Below are 15,191 nucleotides of genomic sequence, written 5' to 3'. Positions count from 1 at the left end.
TCGGGAAGGGGCCGGACGTGGGGAACTTCTTGGCAGGCAGGGTCATCGCCGTGACGGGGGCCGGCCGGGGCATCGGCCGCGCCGTCGCGCTCGCCGCGGCCGCCGAGGGGGCGCGGGTCGTCGTCAACGACTACGGCGTCTCGATCGAGGGCGCCGAGCCGAGCAGCGAGATCGCCGACGCGGTGGTGAAGGAGATCCTCGCGGCAGGCGGCGAGGCGGTGGCCGTCGCCGACGACATCTCCACCATGGCGGGCGGGCAGCACGTCGTCGACACGGCACTCGCCCGGTACGGGCGGATCGACGGGGTGGTGTGCGTGGCCGGCATCCTGCGCGAGCGGATGCTGTTCAACATGTCCGAGCAGGAGTGGGACCCCGTCCTCGCCACGCATCTGAAGGGCACGTTCACGGTGTTCCGGGCGGCCTCGGCGGTCATGCGCAAGCAGGGCTCGGGCACGCTCATCGGCTTCACCAGCGGAAACCACCAGGGCAGCGTGGCGCAGGCGAACTACAGCGCGGCGAAGGGCGGGATCATCTCGCTGGTACGCAGCGCCGCGCTCGGCCTGCACAAGTACGGGGTGACCGCGAACGCGGTGGCGCCGGTCGCCCGCACCCGGATGTCGGCGAACGTCCCCATGGAGCTCAAGGAGATCGGCTCGCCGGAGGACGTCGCGGCGCTTGTGGTCTACCTGCTGTCCTCGCGCGCCCGGGACGAGGGCATCACCGGCCAGGTGTACACGATCGCGGGCCCCAAGATCGCGGTGTGGGCGCAGCCGCGGGAGCTTCGGGCGGGGTATGCGGAGGGGGCGTGGACGCCGGAGCGGATCGCGGACTTTCTGCCGGGGACGGTGGGGGTGGATCCCATGCCGATGCTGGCGCAGCTCGAGGCGATGGCCCGCGCGGCGTCGGAAGGCTCCCGCCCCAACACCTAGCCCCTACGGCTCCGCCCAGCCCCGGGGGGCGTTTTCCCACCCACCCACCCGCCCGTGCGGCGGGGTTGGTCGGTTCCGGCCCCTCCTGGGGCTCCGCCCCAGACCCCGAGGCACCTCGCCCACCCACCCGCCCGTGCAGCGGGGTCGGATGGCTCGGCCCCTCCTGGGGCTCCGCCCCAGACCCCGTTCGCGCCTGAACGGCGCTCGTCCTCAATCGCCGGACGGGCTGAAATGCCCGATGCGGGCCAGCGCCGAGTAGTTAAGGGGCGCGGGGAACTGCGCGCCCGGCCCGCGGCCCGCAGGTGGGGGGGGCGCCCCCGGAGGGTCTCGGGGAGGGGCGGGGTGGGGAAAGGACAAACCGACCGACAGGAGACACCGTGGAGTTCCACTTCCCCCCCGAAGACACCACCTTCCGCCAATCCGCCCGAACCTGGCTGACCACCCGCCTCACCCCTCAACCCCCCGACTGGGAAAGGGAGTTGGGCCGGGCCGGATGGATCGGCATCGGATGGCCGGACGGAACGTACGGGAACCGCACCGCCACCCTCACCCAGCAGGTCGTCTGGGCCGAGGAGTACGCCCGCGCCGCCGCCCCCACCCGCACCGGCCACATCGGCGAGAACCTGCTCGCCCCCACCCTCTTCGCCCACGGCACCCCCGCCCAGCGCGCCCGCTTCCTGCCGCCGATCGCGCGGGGCGAGGAGCTGTGGTGTCAGGGCTACAGCGAGCCCGGCGCGGGATCGGACCTGGCCGGCATCCGTACCGTCGCCCGCCGCGACGGCGACACGTACCGCGTCACCGGCCAGAAGATCTGGACCTCGCTGGCCCACGAGGCCGACTGGTGCTTCGTGCTGGCCCGTACCGAGGAGGGCTCGCGGCGCCACCACGGGCTCTCGTTCCTGCTCGTACCGATGGACCAGCCGGGCAGGATCGAGGTGCGTCCGATCCGGCAGCTCACGGGGACGAGCGAGTTCAACGAGGTGTTCTTCGACGACGCGCGCGCCCTGGCCGAACACGTCGTGGGTGGCGAGGGCAACGGCTGGGCGGTCGCCATGAGTCTGCTCGCGCTGGAGCGCGGCGTATCCACTCTGGCCCAACAGATCGGGTTCGCCGGCGAGTTGGAGCGGGTGGTGGCGCTGGCCGCGGCCGGTGGCGCGGTCGCCGATCCGGATCTGTGCGCACGGCTCGTGCGGCAGTGGGCCGAGCTGAAGGTGATGCGCTGGAACGCCCTGCGCACGCTGGGGAGTTCGGGGGACGCGGGCGCTCCGAGCGTGGCCAAACTGCTGTGGGGTGGGTGGCACCGGCGCCTCGGGGAGCTGGCGATGGCCGTGCGGGGCGCGGCCGCCACCGCCGGGCCCCGCGACTGGGCGCGGGACCACCCCTACGACCTCGACCCGCTCCAGCACCTGTTCCTGTTCACCAGGGCCGACACGATCTACGGCGGCTCGGACGAGATCCAGCGCACCATCATCGCCGAGCGGGTGCTCGGCCTGCCCAGGGAGGTCCGTGTTCCGTGAGAGGTGTCCTTTTCGACGGGAAGCAGAGCCAGGTCGTCGACGATCTGGAGATCAGGGATCCGGGGCCGGGCGAGGTGCTGGTGGCCGTCGCGGCGGCGGGCCTGTGCCATTCGGACCTGTCCGTCATCGACGGGACCATCCCGTTCCCGGTGCCGGTGGTTCTCGGGCATGAGGGCGCGGGCGTGGTCGAGGCGGTGGGCGCGGGGGTCGGTCATGTGGCGCCGGGCGACCACGTGGCGCTGTCCACGCTCGCCAACTGCGGGGCCTGCGCGGAGTGCGACCGGGGCCGTCCGACGATGTGCCGCAAGGCCATCGGCATGCCGGGCCGGCCGTTCTCGCGGGGCGGAGCCCCGATCCACCAGTTCGCCTCGAACTCGGCGTTCGCGGAACGCACCCTGGTCAAGGCCGTCCAGGCGGTGAAGATCCCCGAGGACGTGCCGCTGACGTCGGCGGCGCTGATCGGCTGCGGGGTACTGACCGGAGTGGGCGCGGTGCTGAACCGGGCCAGGGTGGACATCGGCGACACGGTCGTGGTCATCGGCACCGGCGGCATCGGCCTCAACGTCATCCAGGGCGCGCGCATCGCGGGCGCCTCGGTCATCGTCGCGGTGGACACCAACCCGGCGAAGGAGCCGCTGGCCCGCCAGTTCGGCGCGACGCATTTCCTGCCGTCGGCCGACGGCGCCCGCGACATCCTCCCCAACGGCGCCGACCACGCCTTCGAATGCGTGGGCCACCCCGGCCTGATCCGCGCCGCCGTCGACCTCCTGGACCGGCACGGCCAGGCGATCCTCCTCGGCATGACCGCCCCCACGGTGGAGGCGTCCTTCCTGCCCGCCGCCCTGTTCCTCGACAAGTCCATCCTGGGCTGCCGCTACGGAAGCTCCCGCCCCCAGCGCGACATCCCCCGCTACGCGGAGCTGTACCGCCAAGGGGCCCTCCTGCTCGACGAACTCGTCACCCGCACCTACCCCGTGGAGGACTTCACCAAGGCGGCCGACGATCTGCACCACGGGAGGGTGGCCCGGGGGGTGCTGACGTTCTAGCCCGTCCGGTCCGTACGGGCGGCCCCGTTCAGCCCGCCGCCCCCGCCCGGAAGGTGCGGCGGTAGGCGGTCGGCGGGACGCCCAGGGCCGTCTGGAGGTGTTGGCGCAGGGAGGTCGCGGTGCCGAAGCCCGCCGCCCGGGCTATCGCGTCCACCGGGAGGTCGGTGGATTCCAGGAGGTGGCGGGCGTGTTCCACGCGCTGCTGGGTCAGCCACTGGCCGGGACTCAGGCCCACCTCCTCGCGGAAGCGGCGGGTGAAGGTGCGGACCGACATGGCTTCCTGCTCGGCCAGGTCACGCAGCTGGATCGGCTCGTGCAGCCGGCCGAGGGCCCAGGCCCGCGCCGCCGTCGTACTGGCCAACTGCGGCTCCGGCAAGGGGCGTTGGATGTACTGGGACTGGCCTCCCGGCCGGTGCGGGGGAACGACCGTGCGGCGGGCCACCTCATTGGCGACGGCCGAGCCGTGGTCACGGCGCACGATGTGCAGGCACAGGTCGATCCCCGCGGCCACCCCAGCCGAGGTCAGCACGTCGCCGTCGTCGATGAACAGGACCTCCGGGTCCACCCGGACCGAGGGGAAGACGCGCTGGAAGTGCTCGGCGGAGGCCCAGTGCGTGGTGGCCGGACGGCCGTCCAGATATCCCCCCGCCGCCAGGACGTACCCGCCGGTGCAGATGGACACCATGCGCGTCCCGGGGCGTACGCGGGCGAGGGCGGCGGCCAGTTCGGGGGTGAGCACGCCCTCCTCGAAGACGGGGCCGAGCTCGTAGGAGGCCGGGATCACCACGGTGTCCGCGGTCGCCAGCGCCTTCGGGCCGTGCTCGGTGAGGATCGCGAAGTCGGCGTCCGTACGCACCGGGCCCGGCGCGCGGACCGAGCAGGTCAGCACCTCGTACAGCGGCGCGCCGTCGGCCGGGTTCTTCGCCCGTCCGAAGATCCGCTGGGGAATGCCGAGTTCGAAGGGGATGATGCCGTCGAGGGCGAGCACCACGACGCGGTGGGGGCGGGCGCCCGCCCCGTGCCCGCGGCCCCCTCCGTCTTCACGTCCGCCTCCGCGTCCGCGTCCGTGTTCGCGATCCGGGTTCATCCCGCTCTCCGATCCAGCCCTTGAGAATGGGGTGGTGGTATAGACCACTACCTGATACACCTGCCGTCTTGTGACGGACAAGTCTGCGATCGGCCAGGACATTCCCGAAGTCGCGCCCCCGGGACGCGACGCCGTACCCCCGGGGCGTGCATCCGCGCCTCCGGGGCGTGGTCCCGGGCCCGCGGCGGGGCCGGCGCCGACGCGGGCCGACCTCTGGAACCACGACTTCCGCCTCTTCTTCACCGCCCGCACCGTCGCGATGTTCGGCGACGGCATGGTGCCCGTCGCGCTCACGGCGGGGCTGCTCGGCGCCGGCCGGCCCGCCTCCTCCGTCGGCTACGCGCTCGGCGCCTGGATGGGGCCGCTCGCCGCGTTCGTCCTGTTCGGGGGCGTACTCGCGGACCGCTTCACGCCCCGCCGGATGATGGTGATCGCGGATGGGCTTCGGCTGGTCGGCGCGAGCGTGCTCGCCGTGTCGTTCCTGGTGCTCGACGGCGGTCCACCGCTCTGGGAGGTGTACGCCCTGAGCGCCCTCTCCGGCGTCGGCGCGGCCCTCTTCCAGCCCGGCGTCGCCTCGACCGTGCCGCGCATCGCCACCGACGTCCAGCGCGCCAACGCCGTACTCGGCGTCTCCGAGGCGCTCATGGGAATGGCGGGCCCCGCCTTCGCCGGCGTCGTGGCCGGGTTCTGGGGAGCCGGCGCGGTCTTCGCCGCGAACGCGGCGACCTTCGGCGTCAGCGGCGTCTGCCTGTTCCTGCTCAAGCTGCGCGGCGGCTCCGCGAGCGAGGTCCGACGCGGCGGATTCTTCGCCGAACTGGCGGGCGGCTGGCGGGAGTTCAAGGCGCGCAGCTGGCTGTGGGGCGTCATCACCATCTGGACGGTGTACGGACTGACCGTGCTCGGGCCCGCCACCCCGCTCGCCGCGGTCCTGGTGACCGAGGGCCACGGCGCGGGAACGTACGGGGCGCTGATGGCCGTGAACGGGGCCGGCAGCGTCGCCGGAGGCCTGCTCGCCCTGCGGCTGCGGCCCGCCCGGCCGCTCGCGGCGGGCGCCCTCGCCCTCCTCGGCGTCTCCGTCGCACTGCTCTCGCTCGGACTCGACCTGCCCGTACCCGCCCTGGGCGCCGGGCAGTTCGCGATCGGGGCGGCCTTCGCCTTCTGGCTGGTCATGTGGTCCACGACCGTCCAGACCCATGTTCCACCGGAGGCCCTGAACCGTCTGCACGCCTACGACGTGGCCGGATCGCTGCTGATGCTCGCGGCCGGCCGGGCCCTCGCGGGACCGGTCGCGGAGGCGGTCGGCGCGGAGAAGGTGCTGCTGGTGGGCGCGGGCCTGAACGTGGTCGCGGTCGCCGTCCTGCTCGCGGTCCCGGCGATCGGGCGGCTGCGCCGGATGTGAGCGGTCCCGGCGGGGCCCGGCCCCTGAGGCGGGCGTCCCCTCCGGGCCGCCACGGTGTCCCTGCCCGGCCGCGTGGCCCGATCCCTGCGATGCATGACCTTCGAGCCACTCGTATGGAAGTCCGCGTACGACCAGGCTGATGACGTGACCCAGACAACCCACCGGCCCGAGGCCGGTACCGCGCCGCAGCAGCACGAGGCCGCGCCCAGGATCCACCGTGCGTGGTTCGTGGCGGCCGTCGCCTTCGTCACGATCATCGGGGCGGCGGCCTTCCGCTCGCTGCCCGGACTCCTCATCGACCCGCTGCACAACGAGTTCCACTGGTCGCGCGGCACGATCGGCGCTGCGGTCTCGGTGAACCTCACGCTCTACGGACTGACCGCCCCGTTCGCCGCCGCCCTGATGGACCGCTTCGGCATCCGCAAGGTCGTCGCGGTCGCCCTGACCGTGATCGCGGTGGGCTCGGGGCTCACCGTCTTCATGCACTCCGCCTGGCAACTCCTGCTGTACTGGGGCCTGTTGGTGGGCCTGGGCAGCGGATCGATGGCGCTCGCGTTCGCGGCGACCGTCACCAACCGCTGGTTCACCGAGCGCCGGGGCCTGGTCACCGGCGTCCTGACCGCCGCCTCCGCCTCGGGCCAGCTCATCTTCCTGCCGCTGCTCTCCTGGATGGTCCAGGCGCACGGCTGGCGGCCGGCGGCCGTCACCGTGGCACTGGCCGCGCTCGCCGTCGTCCCCTTCGTCTGGCTGCTGCTGCGTGACCACCCGGCGGACGTGGGCCTCGCGCCGTACGGGGCGACCGCGTTCGTCCCCAAGCCCGCCCCCGTCCCGGGCGCCGCGCGCCGCACCCTCGGCGTCCTCGTCAAGGCGGCCCGCACCGGGCCGTTCTGGCTGCTCGCCGGCACCTTCGCGATCTGCGGCGCCTCCACCAACGGCCTCGTCCAGACCCACTTCGTGCCGTCCGCGCACGACCACGGCATGCCGGTCACGGCGGCCGCCGGGCTCCTCGCGGTCATCGGCGTCTTCGACGTCGTCGGCACGATCTTCTCCGGCTGGCTCACCGACCGCTTCGAATCCCGCCGCCTGCTCGCGACGTACTACGCGCTGCGCGGCATCTCGCTCCTGTTCCTGCCGATGCTGCTCGCGCCCACCGTCCACCCGCCGATGGTCTTCTTCATCGTCTTCTACGGACTCGACTGGGTGGCCACCGTGCCGCCGACCATCGCCCTGTGCCGCCGGCACTACGGCGAGGACAGCGCCATCGTCTTCGGCTGGGTGCTCGCATCCCACCAGGTGGGCGCGGCCGTCGTCGCCTTCCTCGGCGGGGTGGCCCGCGACGTCTTCGGCAGCTACGACGTCGTCTGGTACGCCTCGGGGGCGCTGTGCGCGGCGGCCGCCCTGATGGCCCTGGTCATCCGGCGCCGGGGCCCGGAGGCGGAACCGCTCGCGGCCTGACCCCCTCTTCGTGTACGGGGACGTGCCTCCCGGGGGCGTGCCTTACGGGGATGGGGGAGTGCCGTGAACGCCATGAGGCCGAGACGAGCGACGGGTGCCGTGTGGGCCACCGCGCTGCTGTGTGCCGCCATGACCGCCTGCGGAACGGCCCGGCCGGGCGACCCGGCGGCGGCCGCCCCGGCCGCGACGTCAGCCACCGGGGCCGCTGCCTGCGGTGACGGGACGAGTACGGGCGGGACGACCGGCGACGGGACGACGCGGGGCACGGCAGGGGAGCGGGGCGGCGCGGGCCCGGCCACGGAGGACGAGACGGGCACGCCGGGTCCGCCGACGGATGCGGATCCGGGTACTCCGGGTCCGCCGACCGATGCGGATCCGGGTACTCCGGGCCCGCCGACCGACGCGGACCCCGGCACTCCGGGCCCGCCCACGGATGGGGACGGGGGCGCGACGCACTGCCTTCCGGTGGGCTGGTTCGACATGACGCGGGACTTCGTCGACTACTACGCCCGGCACCGCACCAAGGCCGACGACGGGATGTGGCCTCCGGTGGCCACCGTGCGCGTCCACAAGGCGGGCGGGACCGAACAGGCCGTGGTGACGGTCACCTTCGATCCCCCCGCGGGCGGGAGCGACTGGGAGGGCCGCCGGGTGGCCGAGGTCTTCGCCGACTGGCGGCACGAGACGTACGACGACAAGGGCACGCTGCGCGTGCGGACCCGCGACGGAGATCTGGTCACCGAGGCATCCTGGTGAGCGACGGGCCCGGCTGAGCGGTGGGCGCGCCGGGAGTAGGGGGGCGGCGGTCGCCGAGCGCGGCCGGGGTCAGTCGGTGAAGCGCCCGAACCTGCCCCGGTGGAAGAGCAGCGGCTCCACGTCGTCGGTGGCGCCCAGCGCCTCGACGCGGCCGACCACGATGAGGTGGTCCCCGCCGGTGTGGACGGCGTGGACGCGGCAGTCGATCCACGCCGGTACGCCGTGCAGCCGGGGCGAGCCGGTCGCGGGCGCGGGGTCATGGCCGACCCCGGCGAACTTGTCGGCCCCGCTGACCGCGAACCCCCGGCAGAGCGCGCCCTGTTCGGCCCCGAGCACGTTCACGCAGAACGCCCCGGCGCGGGCGATGCGCGGCCAGGTCGTCGACGTACGGGCCACCATGAAGGCGACCAGGGGCGGGTCGAGGGAGAGCGAGGCGAAGGACTGGCAGGCGAAGCCGGTGGGGCCGGCCGCGTCCTGGGCGGTGATGACGGTGACCCCGCTCGCGAACCCCCCGAGCACCCGCCGGAACTCGCCGGGATCGACCGGTGCCCGCTCGTCGTCCCGGACGGCCCGAAGGTCCGGCCGGGGCAGGAAGTCGACGGGCTCGGCGACCGTGGCGGCGCCGACGGACCTGAGGTATCGGACGACGGTGGCCGCCATCCCTGCGTGTCCCATCACCTTCACATTGAACCTGACGGTACGTCAGATGGGAACCCCGGAACGACCGCCGAGACGCGCCAACACGCTTACAGACCACGGTATTTCGGGGTGCGTCGCGCCACGAAGCCGGCCACGCCCTCGTTCGCGTCCCGGGTGGTCATGTTGATCTCCTGGGCCCAGGACTCGGCGGCGAAGGCGGAGCTCCGGTCGGCGTCGAGGGAGGCGTTCACCAGGTGCTTGGTGAGGGCGAGCGCACGGGTCGGCCCGGCGGCGAGCCGCTCGGCCCACTCCTTGGCGGTGGCGCCCAGCTCGGCGTCCGCGACCACCCGGTTGACCAGGCCCATGCGCGCGGCGTCGGCGGCCCCCAACGCGTCCCCGAAGAACATCAGCTCCTTCGCCCGCTGCGGGCCCACCAGGCGCGGCAGCAGATAGGCGCCGCCGCCGTCGGGCACCAGGCCCCGGCGTACGAACACCTCGATGAACCGGGCTGATTCGGCGGCCAGGACGAGATCGCAGGCGAGCGCGAGATGGGCGCCGAGACCGGCGGCGGTGCCGTTGACGGCCGCGATCACCGGCTTCTCGCAGTCGAGTACGGCGCTGATGAGCCGCTGGGCACCCCGGCGGATGGTGCGGGCGACATCGCCGGCGACGCGCTCGTCGGTGGCCGGGGACGACGCGGGCGCCGACGCGGGTGCGGGTGCGGGTGCGGGTGCGGATGCGCCGCGCAGATCGGCGCCCGCGCAGAACCCCTTGCCGACGGCGGTGATCACGACGGCCCGTACGGCGGGGTCGGCGGAGGCCGCGTCGAGCAGCGAGATGATCCGTTCCCGCTGGTCGGGGGTGATGGCGTTCATGGCTTCCGGCCGGTTGAGTGTGATCCACGAGACGCCGTTGTCAGTGGCTTGCTGTACCCATGAGTGGGAGGGATCCGTGGGGCCCGTCGGGGTGGCCGAAACGGGGCCGACGGGATTCGTCGGGGCCGTCGGGTCGGTCGGGGCCGGTTCGGTCGGGTCCGTCGAGTCCATGAAGGGCTCCAAGCGGGAGGGGCGGGTGAGGGACGTGAGAGATATGAGGGACATGAGGGGCCGGGGATCAGCGGCAGACGGCGAGGGCGTCGAGCGCGACGGCGCCCTGCCCGCGCGGAAGCACCACGAGCGGGTTGATGTCCAACTCGCAGAGCTCGGCCCCGAGTTCGAGAGCCATGCGCTGGACGCGCAGGACGACCTCGACGAGCGCGTCCACGTCCAGCGGCGGCCCGCCGCGCACGCCGTCCAGGAGCGCCCGCCCCCGCAGCTCGCCGAGCATGTCCCGCGCCTGCTCCTCGCCGAACGGGGGGACGCGCACCGCCGAATCGCCGAGCACCTCCACCAGTACGCCGCCGAGCCCCACGGTCACGGTGGGCCCGAACAGTGCGTCGTGCGTGACGCCGACGACCATCTCGACACCGCGCTCGACCATCTGGCAGACCAGGATGCCGTCCAGGTCCACGCCTTCGTACCGGGCGATGTCGGTGAGTTCGCGATAGGCGTCCCTGATCTGGCTGGCCGAGGTCAACCCGACCTTGACCAGGCCGAGTTCGCTCTTGTGGGCGAGGCGGGTGCCGGAGGCCTTCATGACGACGGGGTAGCCGACGAGCCCCGCCGCCCGTACGGCGGCCGCCGCGCTGGTGACGAGCTGCTCGCGCGGCACCCGGATCCCGTACGCCCGCAGCAGTTGCTTCGCGGCGTGCTCGCTGAGCTGCTGGCCCGGGCGCATCAGGGCCTGGGCCTTGCGGAAGGACGGGGACGGCACGCGGGGCGCCTCGTCGAAGGGGGAGCGGTAGCCGGTGGTGAACCGGTGGTGGGAGAGGTACGCCCGTACGGCGCCGATGCAGTTGGCGAACGTACGGAACGTGGCGACCCGGTCCGAGCCGAGCAGCGTCTCGCGATAGGCGGCCTCGGTGCCGAGCGGCGAGCCCCACACCACGCACACCAGCTTGTCCGTCTGTTCCGCCGCGTCCACCAGATCCTGCGCCAGCTTGTCGCTCATGGGCGGGAAGGGGCCGGTGATCGGGCAGATCAGCACGCCGACGGACGGGTCGGCGAGAATCGCGTCGATGATCTTCCGCCCGCGCCAGTCGCCGACCGGGTGACCCCCGTTGTCCACGGGGTTGGCGACGTCGAGGTAGGGCGGTATCCACTCATGCAGCTCGGCCTGTTTGGCGGGGGAGAGAGTCGGCAGATGGAGGCCGGCGGCGGTGGCGAGGTCGGAGAAGTGCGCCCCCGTGCCGCCGGAGATCGAATAGACGACGACGCCGTCCGCGAGGGGTCTGCGGGCGCGCGCCAACAGGGCGGCGGTGTCCTGGAGTTGATCGAGTCCGTCGACGCGGATGACGCCGTACTGGCGCATGGCCGCGTCCACGACGTCGTCGGCGCCGGTCAGCTTGCCGGTGTGTGAGGCGGCCATGCGCGCGCCGGTCTCGGTGCGGCCGACCTTGACCGCCACGACGGGCACGCCGGCGCGGGCCGCGCGGTCGGCCGCGAGCAGGAAGGAGCGGCCGTCCTTGAGCCCCTCGACGTAACAGGCGATGGCGCCGACCTCGGGCCGCTCGGCGAAGTAGGAGATGAAGTCGGCGGTTTCGAGGTCGGCCTCGTTGCCGGTGGGTGCCCAGTGCGAGAGCCGCACGCCGAGTTCCTGCATCGTGAAGACGGGGCGGCCCTGGTGGCCGGACTGGGTGATGAGGGCGATGGCCGGCCCGTCGAGGTCGTCCCGGAACCGCTCGAACGCGTTGAGGTTGGTGTTGGGTCCAAGGAGCCGCAGCCCGGACCGCTTGACGGCCGCGGCCAGCCGTTCCTGGGCGGCGGCGCCCCGCTCGCCGGTCTCGGCGAACCCGGAGGCGAAGGCGACGGCGAACTTCACCTTGGCCTCGGCGAGTTCCTCGACGACGGGGAGCGGGTCGCCGACGAGGAGCACGGCGAGGTCGACCTGTTCCGGCAGCTCCGCCACGGAGGCGACACAGGGCAGCCCGAAGACGGTGGTACGGGTGGGGTGGACGGGGTGGATGCGGGCGCCGACGCGCTCGGCCCAGTCGATGAGTTGGCGGGTGATCCCGGTGTTGGGGCGGCCCTCCGCGTCGGAGGCGCCGACGACGGCGACGGACTCGGGCCGGAAGAACCGGTCCAGGTCCGGTACGTCGGCGTACAGGGGGCGGCCGCTGACGTCCAGGTCTCCCTCGCCCGCGGCCCTGCCGTGGACGGCGCCGGGGGCGGGCTGCTCGCCGCAGGCGACCACCCTCGCGCGGAGGTCGGTGGTGAGGGTGCCGTGAGTCGATCCAAGCATCGTTCCGCCCGCTCCTGGTCGATGGCCAATAGGACTGAGCCGTGCCGGTGGTAACTGACGCATAGTCAGATTACAGAACTGACGGGCTGTCAGGAACCGGTGTGCGGGCAAAGGCTCTGCCCTGCGGGGCGGGCCCGGGGGAGCCAGGGTCGGTAGCGCTGGGCTTCCCCCAACCCCCCCTCCCCCCAAACCCCCACCCCCTCTTTCCAGCCGCCGCCCCCTCCTGGGGCTCCGCCCCAGACCCCGAGGCACCTCGCCCACCCACCCGCCCGTGCAGCGGGGTTGGATGGTTCCGGGACCCCTGGGGCTCCGCCCCAGACCCCGTATCGCGCCTTAAGGGCGCTCGTCCTCAATCGCCGGACGGGCTGAAGGTGCCCCAGCACCGAGTAGTTAAGGGGCGCGGGGAACTGCGCGAGAAGCGACCACGGTCCGCAGCCGACCGAGGGTTTTTTTGGGGCGCGGGGAACTGCGCGACCAGCCACGCACGGCCCGCAGACCGAAGGGCATCCAGAGGTGCGGGGAACTGCGCGAAAAGCGAGCACGGTCCGCACGGTCGAGAGGGGTCAGGGGCGCGGGGAACTGCGCGAGAAGCGGGCACGGTCGGCAGTCGGCAGGGGGGTTTGGGGCGGAGCCCCGAGGGGCCCGGGGTCAGCGGGCCAGGGCCTTGGCGATTCGGGTCGCGTCCAGGGCCAGCTCACGCAGCATCCCGCTGATCGGATTCGTGAACCCCGTGAAGTACACCCCCCCGACCCCCGGCACCGTACGCCCCCCACCCACCCGCGGCCGCCCCCGCGAGTCGAGCACCCCGAGATGCCCCACGAGCCCTTCGAGCCCCCGCCGGTACCCGGTTGCCGCGATGACCACCTCCGGCGACACCCGCGTCCCGTCCGCCAGGAGGACCTTGGATCCGTCGAAGGAGTCGACCGCCGCGACCGGCTCCACCCGCCCGGCCCGGACCGCGTCGATCAGCCCCACGTCCTGTACGGGGATGGCCCCCTCCCGGACCCGCGAGTACAGCCCCCCGGCCGGCCGCGGCAGCCCGTACGCGGAGAGGTCCGGCACGGAGAGCCGTTCGGTCACCGAGGCGGCCCGGTCCACGAGGCGTACGGGAAGCCGGCGCACCAGGATGCCGGTGGCCTGCGCGGGCCACCCCGCGGTGGACCGGCGCAGGATGTGCGGAGGCGTCCGCACCGCGAGCCGTACCCGCCCCGCCCCGCCCTTGGCGAGGTCGGCCGCGATCTCCGCCCCGGTGTTGCCGGCCCCGACCACCAGCACGTCCCGCCCCGCGTAGGGGGCCGGGTCGCGGTACCGGCCCGCGTGCAGCAGCTCGCCGGTGTACGTGTCGGCGCCGGCCCAGTCGGGAACGTAGGGCGTGTGGTTGTACCCGGTGGCCACCACCACCGCGTGCGTCGCCAACCGCCGTCCGCCGGTCGCGTACAGGACCCAGCCCTCGCCCTCGGGGCCCCGCTCGATCCGCTCCACCTCGACCCCGGTGACGATCTCCAGCTCGTGGACGTCGGTGTACTTCTCCAGGTACCGCACCAGGTCGTCACGCGACACCCAGCGCCCGAACCGGCGCGGAATCCGCAGGCCCGGCAGCGAGGACAGTCGGCGTGTGGTGTGCAGGTGGAGCCGGTCGTAGTGGCGTCGCCAGGACGAGGCCACGGCGTCGGACTTCTCGAGGACGACGGCCCGTACGCCCCGGGCGCCCAGCGCGGCGGCGACGGCGAGACCGCCGGGCCCGGCGCCGATCACATAGACGGGGCTCGCGGGAGAGGTGGTGTCGGCCATGAACGCTGAGCGTAATGGCGCGAATACTTGATGGGTCTCGGTCAAGACCGGAATCGGTTGCGATCTGATCACGCAGCCCGGCGGTCGCGCAGTCCCGCAGCCCCGCAGGGATGGGTACCCCGTCCGTCCCGCCCTACGTGTCCACCCCTTGCGCGCACGGCCCGGATCCGCTGAACTGACGTACCGTCAGAAATGCGCGACCGTACCGGAAGGGAAGGCCAGGGTGGACTCGATCTGGCTCAGCGGTGCCGAGTGGCTCGCCGTCCTGCGCATAGGACTCGGCCTGTGGTGGCTGGAGAGCTGGCGGCACAAGGACAAGAAGGGCTGGTTCGAGCGCGGCACGGGCATCGCCTGGGCGTCCGACGTCGCCGCCAAGCACCGGTGGAGCGCCGTCCGCGGCGGCTTCGACGCCGTGGTCAGACCCCGTCCGAAGGTCATGGCGTACGTGGTCGTCTACGCCGAACTCGCGCTCGGCCTCGGCCTGGTGACCGGCTTCCTGACCCCGATCGCCCTCGTATGCGGCCTGCTCCTCAACCTTCTCTATCTGGTCCTGATGATCCACGACTGGGCGGAGCAGGGGCAGAACGCGATGATGGCGCTCATCTCGCTCGTCGCCCTCGGCGCCATGGCGTGGCAGACCTGGTCCCTGGACGACGCCTTGGGACTGTTCCGATGACGGGGAGCGGGAGTGGGGGCGGGGGCGGGGGCGCCAGGGGGAGTGCAGGCGGGAACGCGGCGACGCCCGATGTGGACGCGTTCACCCGTCCGTACTGGGAGGCCGCCGCCGAGGGGCGTCTGCTCCTGCGGCACTGCGCGGCCTGCGGCCGCCCGCACCACTACCCCCGGGAGTTCTGCCCGTACTGCTGGAGCGAGGACGTCCACTGGCACCCGGCGAGCGGTCGGGCCACGCTCTACACCTGGTCCGTCGTGCACCGCAACGACCTGCCTCCGTTCGGCGAGCGCGTCCCGTATGTCGCCGCCGTCGTCGATCTGACCGAGGGCCCCCGGATGATGACCGAGATCGTCGGCTGCCCCGAGGCCGAGCTGCGGATCGGGATGGAACTGCACGTGAGGTTCCGGGCGGGTGCCGGTAGCGGGGACGGCATCGCGGTGCCGGTGTTCGGCCCGGCTCCCACCACCACTCGGGCACCGGAACCGGAACCAGGACCGGGTCCAGGACCGGCTTCGGCTTGACGGACCCGCCTCGATGGGGCGCCGGGGCAGGGGTTCAAT

The 15,191-nt window shown here is 73.2% G+C and carries 13 protein-coding genes; 8 read left to right on the top strand and 5 right to left on the bottom strand.

Going from position 1 to position 15,191, the window contains the following annotated elements:
- Positions 1 to 17: 17 nt before the first annotated feature.
- From N4G70_RS29815 to N4G70_RS29805, 3 genes are all read left to right on the top strand, one after another.
- Complete coding sequence (locus N4G70_RS29815; RefSeq protein ID WP_261715857.1) at positions 18 to 929, top strand: SDR family oxidoreductase; 912 nt, start codon at positions 18 to 20, stop codon at positions 927 to 929.
- Between the two features lie 377 nt (positions 930 to 1,306).
- Positions 1,307 to 2,446: an acyl-CoA dehydrogenase family protein gene (locus N4G70_RS29810; RefSeq protein WP_261715856.1), complete on the top strand. Its 1,140-nt coding sequence runs from the start codon at positions 1,307 to 1,309 to the stop codon at positions 2,444 to 2,446.
- The gene (locus tag N4G70_RS29805; protein WP_261715855.1) at positions 2,443 to 3,492 is read left to right on the top strand and encodes a Zn-dependent alcohol dehydrogenase; all 1,050 of its coding nucleotides are present in this window, start codon (positions 2,443 to 2,445) and stop codon (positions 3,490 to 3,492) included. The genes N4G70_RS29810 and N4G70_RS29805 overlap by 4 nt, the downstream gene beginning before the upstream one ends.
- A gap of 28 nt (positions 3,493 to 3,520) precedes the next feature.
- Here the strand turns inward: N4G70_RS29805 and N4G70_RS29800 are convergent, their stop codons facing one another.
- Positions 3,521 to 4,480, bottom strand: a complete 960-nt coding sequence (locus tag N4G70_RS29800; RefSeq protein WP_399037313.1) for a GlxA family transcriptional regulator — start codon at positions 4,478 to 4,480, stop codon at positions 3,521 to 3,523.
- A gap of 169 nt (positions 4,481 to 4,649) precedes the next feature.
- Here N4G70_RS29800 and N4G70_RS29795 point away from each other — a divergent pair, with 169 nt between their 5' ends.
- From N4G70_RS29795 to N4G70_RS29785, 3 genes are all read left to right on the top strand, one after another.
- Positions 4,650 to 5,978, top strand: a complete 1,329-nt coding sequence (locus tag N4G70_RS29795) for an MFS transporter (protein ID WP_261715854.1) — start codon at positions 4,650 to 4,652, stop codon at positions 5,976 to 5,978.
- A 144-nt stretch (positions 5,979 to 6,122) separates the two neighbouring features.
- Positions 6,123 to 7,433 carry an MFS transporter gene (locus N4G70_RS29790; protein ID WP_399037362.1) on the top strand — a complete coding sequence of 437 codons (1,311 nt, stop codon included), beginning with the start codon at positions 6,123 to 6,125 and terminating at the stop codon, positions 7,431 to 7,433.
- Between the two features lie 72 nt (positions 7,434 to 7,505).
- A complete protein-coding gene (locus N4G70_RS29785) occupies positions 7,506 to 8,189 on the top strand; it encodes a hypothetical protein (RefSeq protein ID WP_261715852.1) in 684 nt (227 codons plus the stop codon).
- A 69-nt stretch (positions 8,190 to 8,258) separates the two neighbouring features.
- Here N4G70_RS29785 and N4G70_RS29780 read toward each other — a convergent pair whose 3' ends face one another.
- From N4G70_RS29780 to N4G70_RS29765, 4 genes are all read right to left on the bottom strand, one after another.
- Positions 8,259 to 8,849: a flavin reductase family protein gene (locus N4G70_RS29780; RefSeq protein ID WP_261715909.1), complete on the bottom strand. Its 591-nt coding sequence runs from the start codon at positions 8,847 to 8,849 to the stop codon at positions 8,259 to 8,261.
- Positions 8,850 to 8,935: 86 nt separating this feature from the next.
- The gene (locus N4G70_RS29775) at positions 8,936 to 9,874 is read right to left on the bottom strand and encodes an enoyl-CoA hydratase/isomerase family protein (protein ID WP_399037309.1); all 939 of its coding nucleotides are present in this window, start codon (positions 9,872 to 9,874) and stop codon (positions 8,936 to 8,938) included.
- A 67-nt stretch (positions 9,875 to 9,941) separates the two neighbouring features.
- The gene (locus tag N4G70_RS29770) at positions 9,942 to 12,167 is read right to left on the bottom strand and encodes an acetate--CoA ligase family protein (protein WP_261715851.1); all 2,226 of its coding nucleotides are present in this window, start codon (positions 12,165 to 12,167) and stop codon (positions 9,942 to 9,944) included.
- A gap of 648 nt (positions 12,168 to 12,815) precedes the next feature.
- A complete protein-coding gene (locus N4G70_RS29765; RefSeq protein WP_261715850.1) occupies positions 12,816 to 13,958 on the bottom strand; it encodes an NAD(P)/FAD-dependent oxidoreductase in 1,143 nt (380 codons plus the stop codon).
- Positions 13,959 to 14,181: 223 nt separating this feature from the next.
- Here N4G70_RS29765 and N4G70_RS29760 point away from each other — a divergent pair, with 223 nt between their 5' ends.
- The gene (locus N4G70_RS29760; RefSeq protein ID WP_261715849.1) at positions 14,182 to 14,634 is read left to right on the top strand and encodes a DoxX family membrane protein; all 453 of its coding nucleotides are present in this window, start codon (positions 14,182 to 14,184) and stop codon (positions 14,632 to 14,634) included.
- A complete protein-coding gene (locus tag N4G70_RS29755) occupies positions 14,631 to 15,152 on the top strand; it encodes a Zn-ribbon domain-containing OB-fold protein (RefSeq protein WP_261715848.1) in 522 nt (173 codons plus the stop codon). Before N4G70_RS29760 ends, N4G70_RS29755 begins: the two co-directional genes overlap by 4 nt.
- Positions 15,153 to 15,191 lie beyond the last annotated feature (39 nt).

Source organism: Streptomyces sp. ASQP_92 (assembly GCF_025399895.1).
Lineage (GTDB): Bacteria > Actinomycetota > Actinomycetes > Streptomycetales > Streptomycetaceae > Streptomyces.
This window is presented reverse-complemented; position numbering and strand designations above follow the sequence as displayed.

What these genes read in the sequence shown, in the direction of transcription:
- N4G70_RS29785 (WP_261715852.1), top strand. Translation starts at nt 7,506, where the DNA reads ATGAGGCCGAGACGAGCGACGGGTGCCGTGTGGGCCACCGCGCTGCTG.
- N4G70_RS29765 (WP_261715850.1), bottom strand. Translation starts at nt 13,958, where the DNA reads ATGGCCGACACCACCTCTCCCGCGAGCCCCGTCTATGTGATCGGCGCC.
- N4G70_RS29755 (WP_261715848.1), top strand. Translation starts at nt 14,631, where the DNA reads ATGACGGGGAGCGGGAGTGGGGGCGGGGGCGGGGGCGCCAGGGGGAGT.
- N4G70_RS29770 (WP_261715851.1), bottom strand. Translation starts at nt 12,167, where the DNA reads ATGCTTGGATCGACTCACGGCACCCTCACCACCGACCTCCGCGCGAGG.
- N4G70_RS29780 (WP_261715909.1), bottom strand. Translation starts at nt 8,849, where the DNA reads ATGGCGGCCACCGTCGTCCGATACCTCAGGTCCGTCGGCGCCGCCACG.
- N4G70_RS29775 (WP_399037309.1), bottom strand. Translation starts at nt 9,874, where the DNA reads ATGGACTCGACGGACCCGACCGAACCGGCCCCGACCGACCCGACGGCC.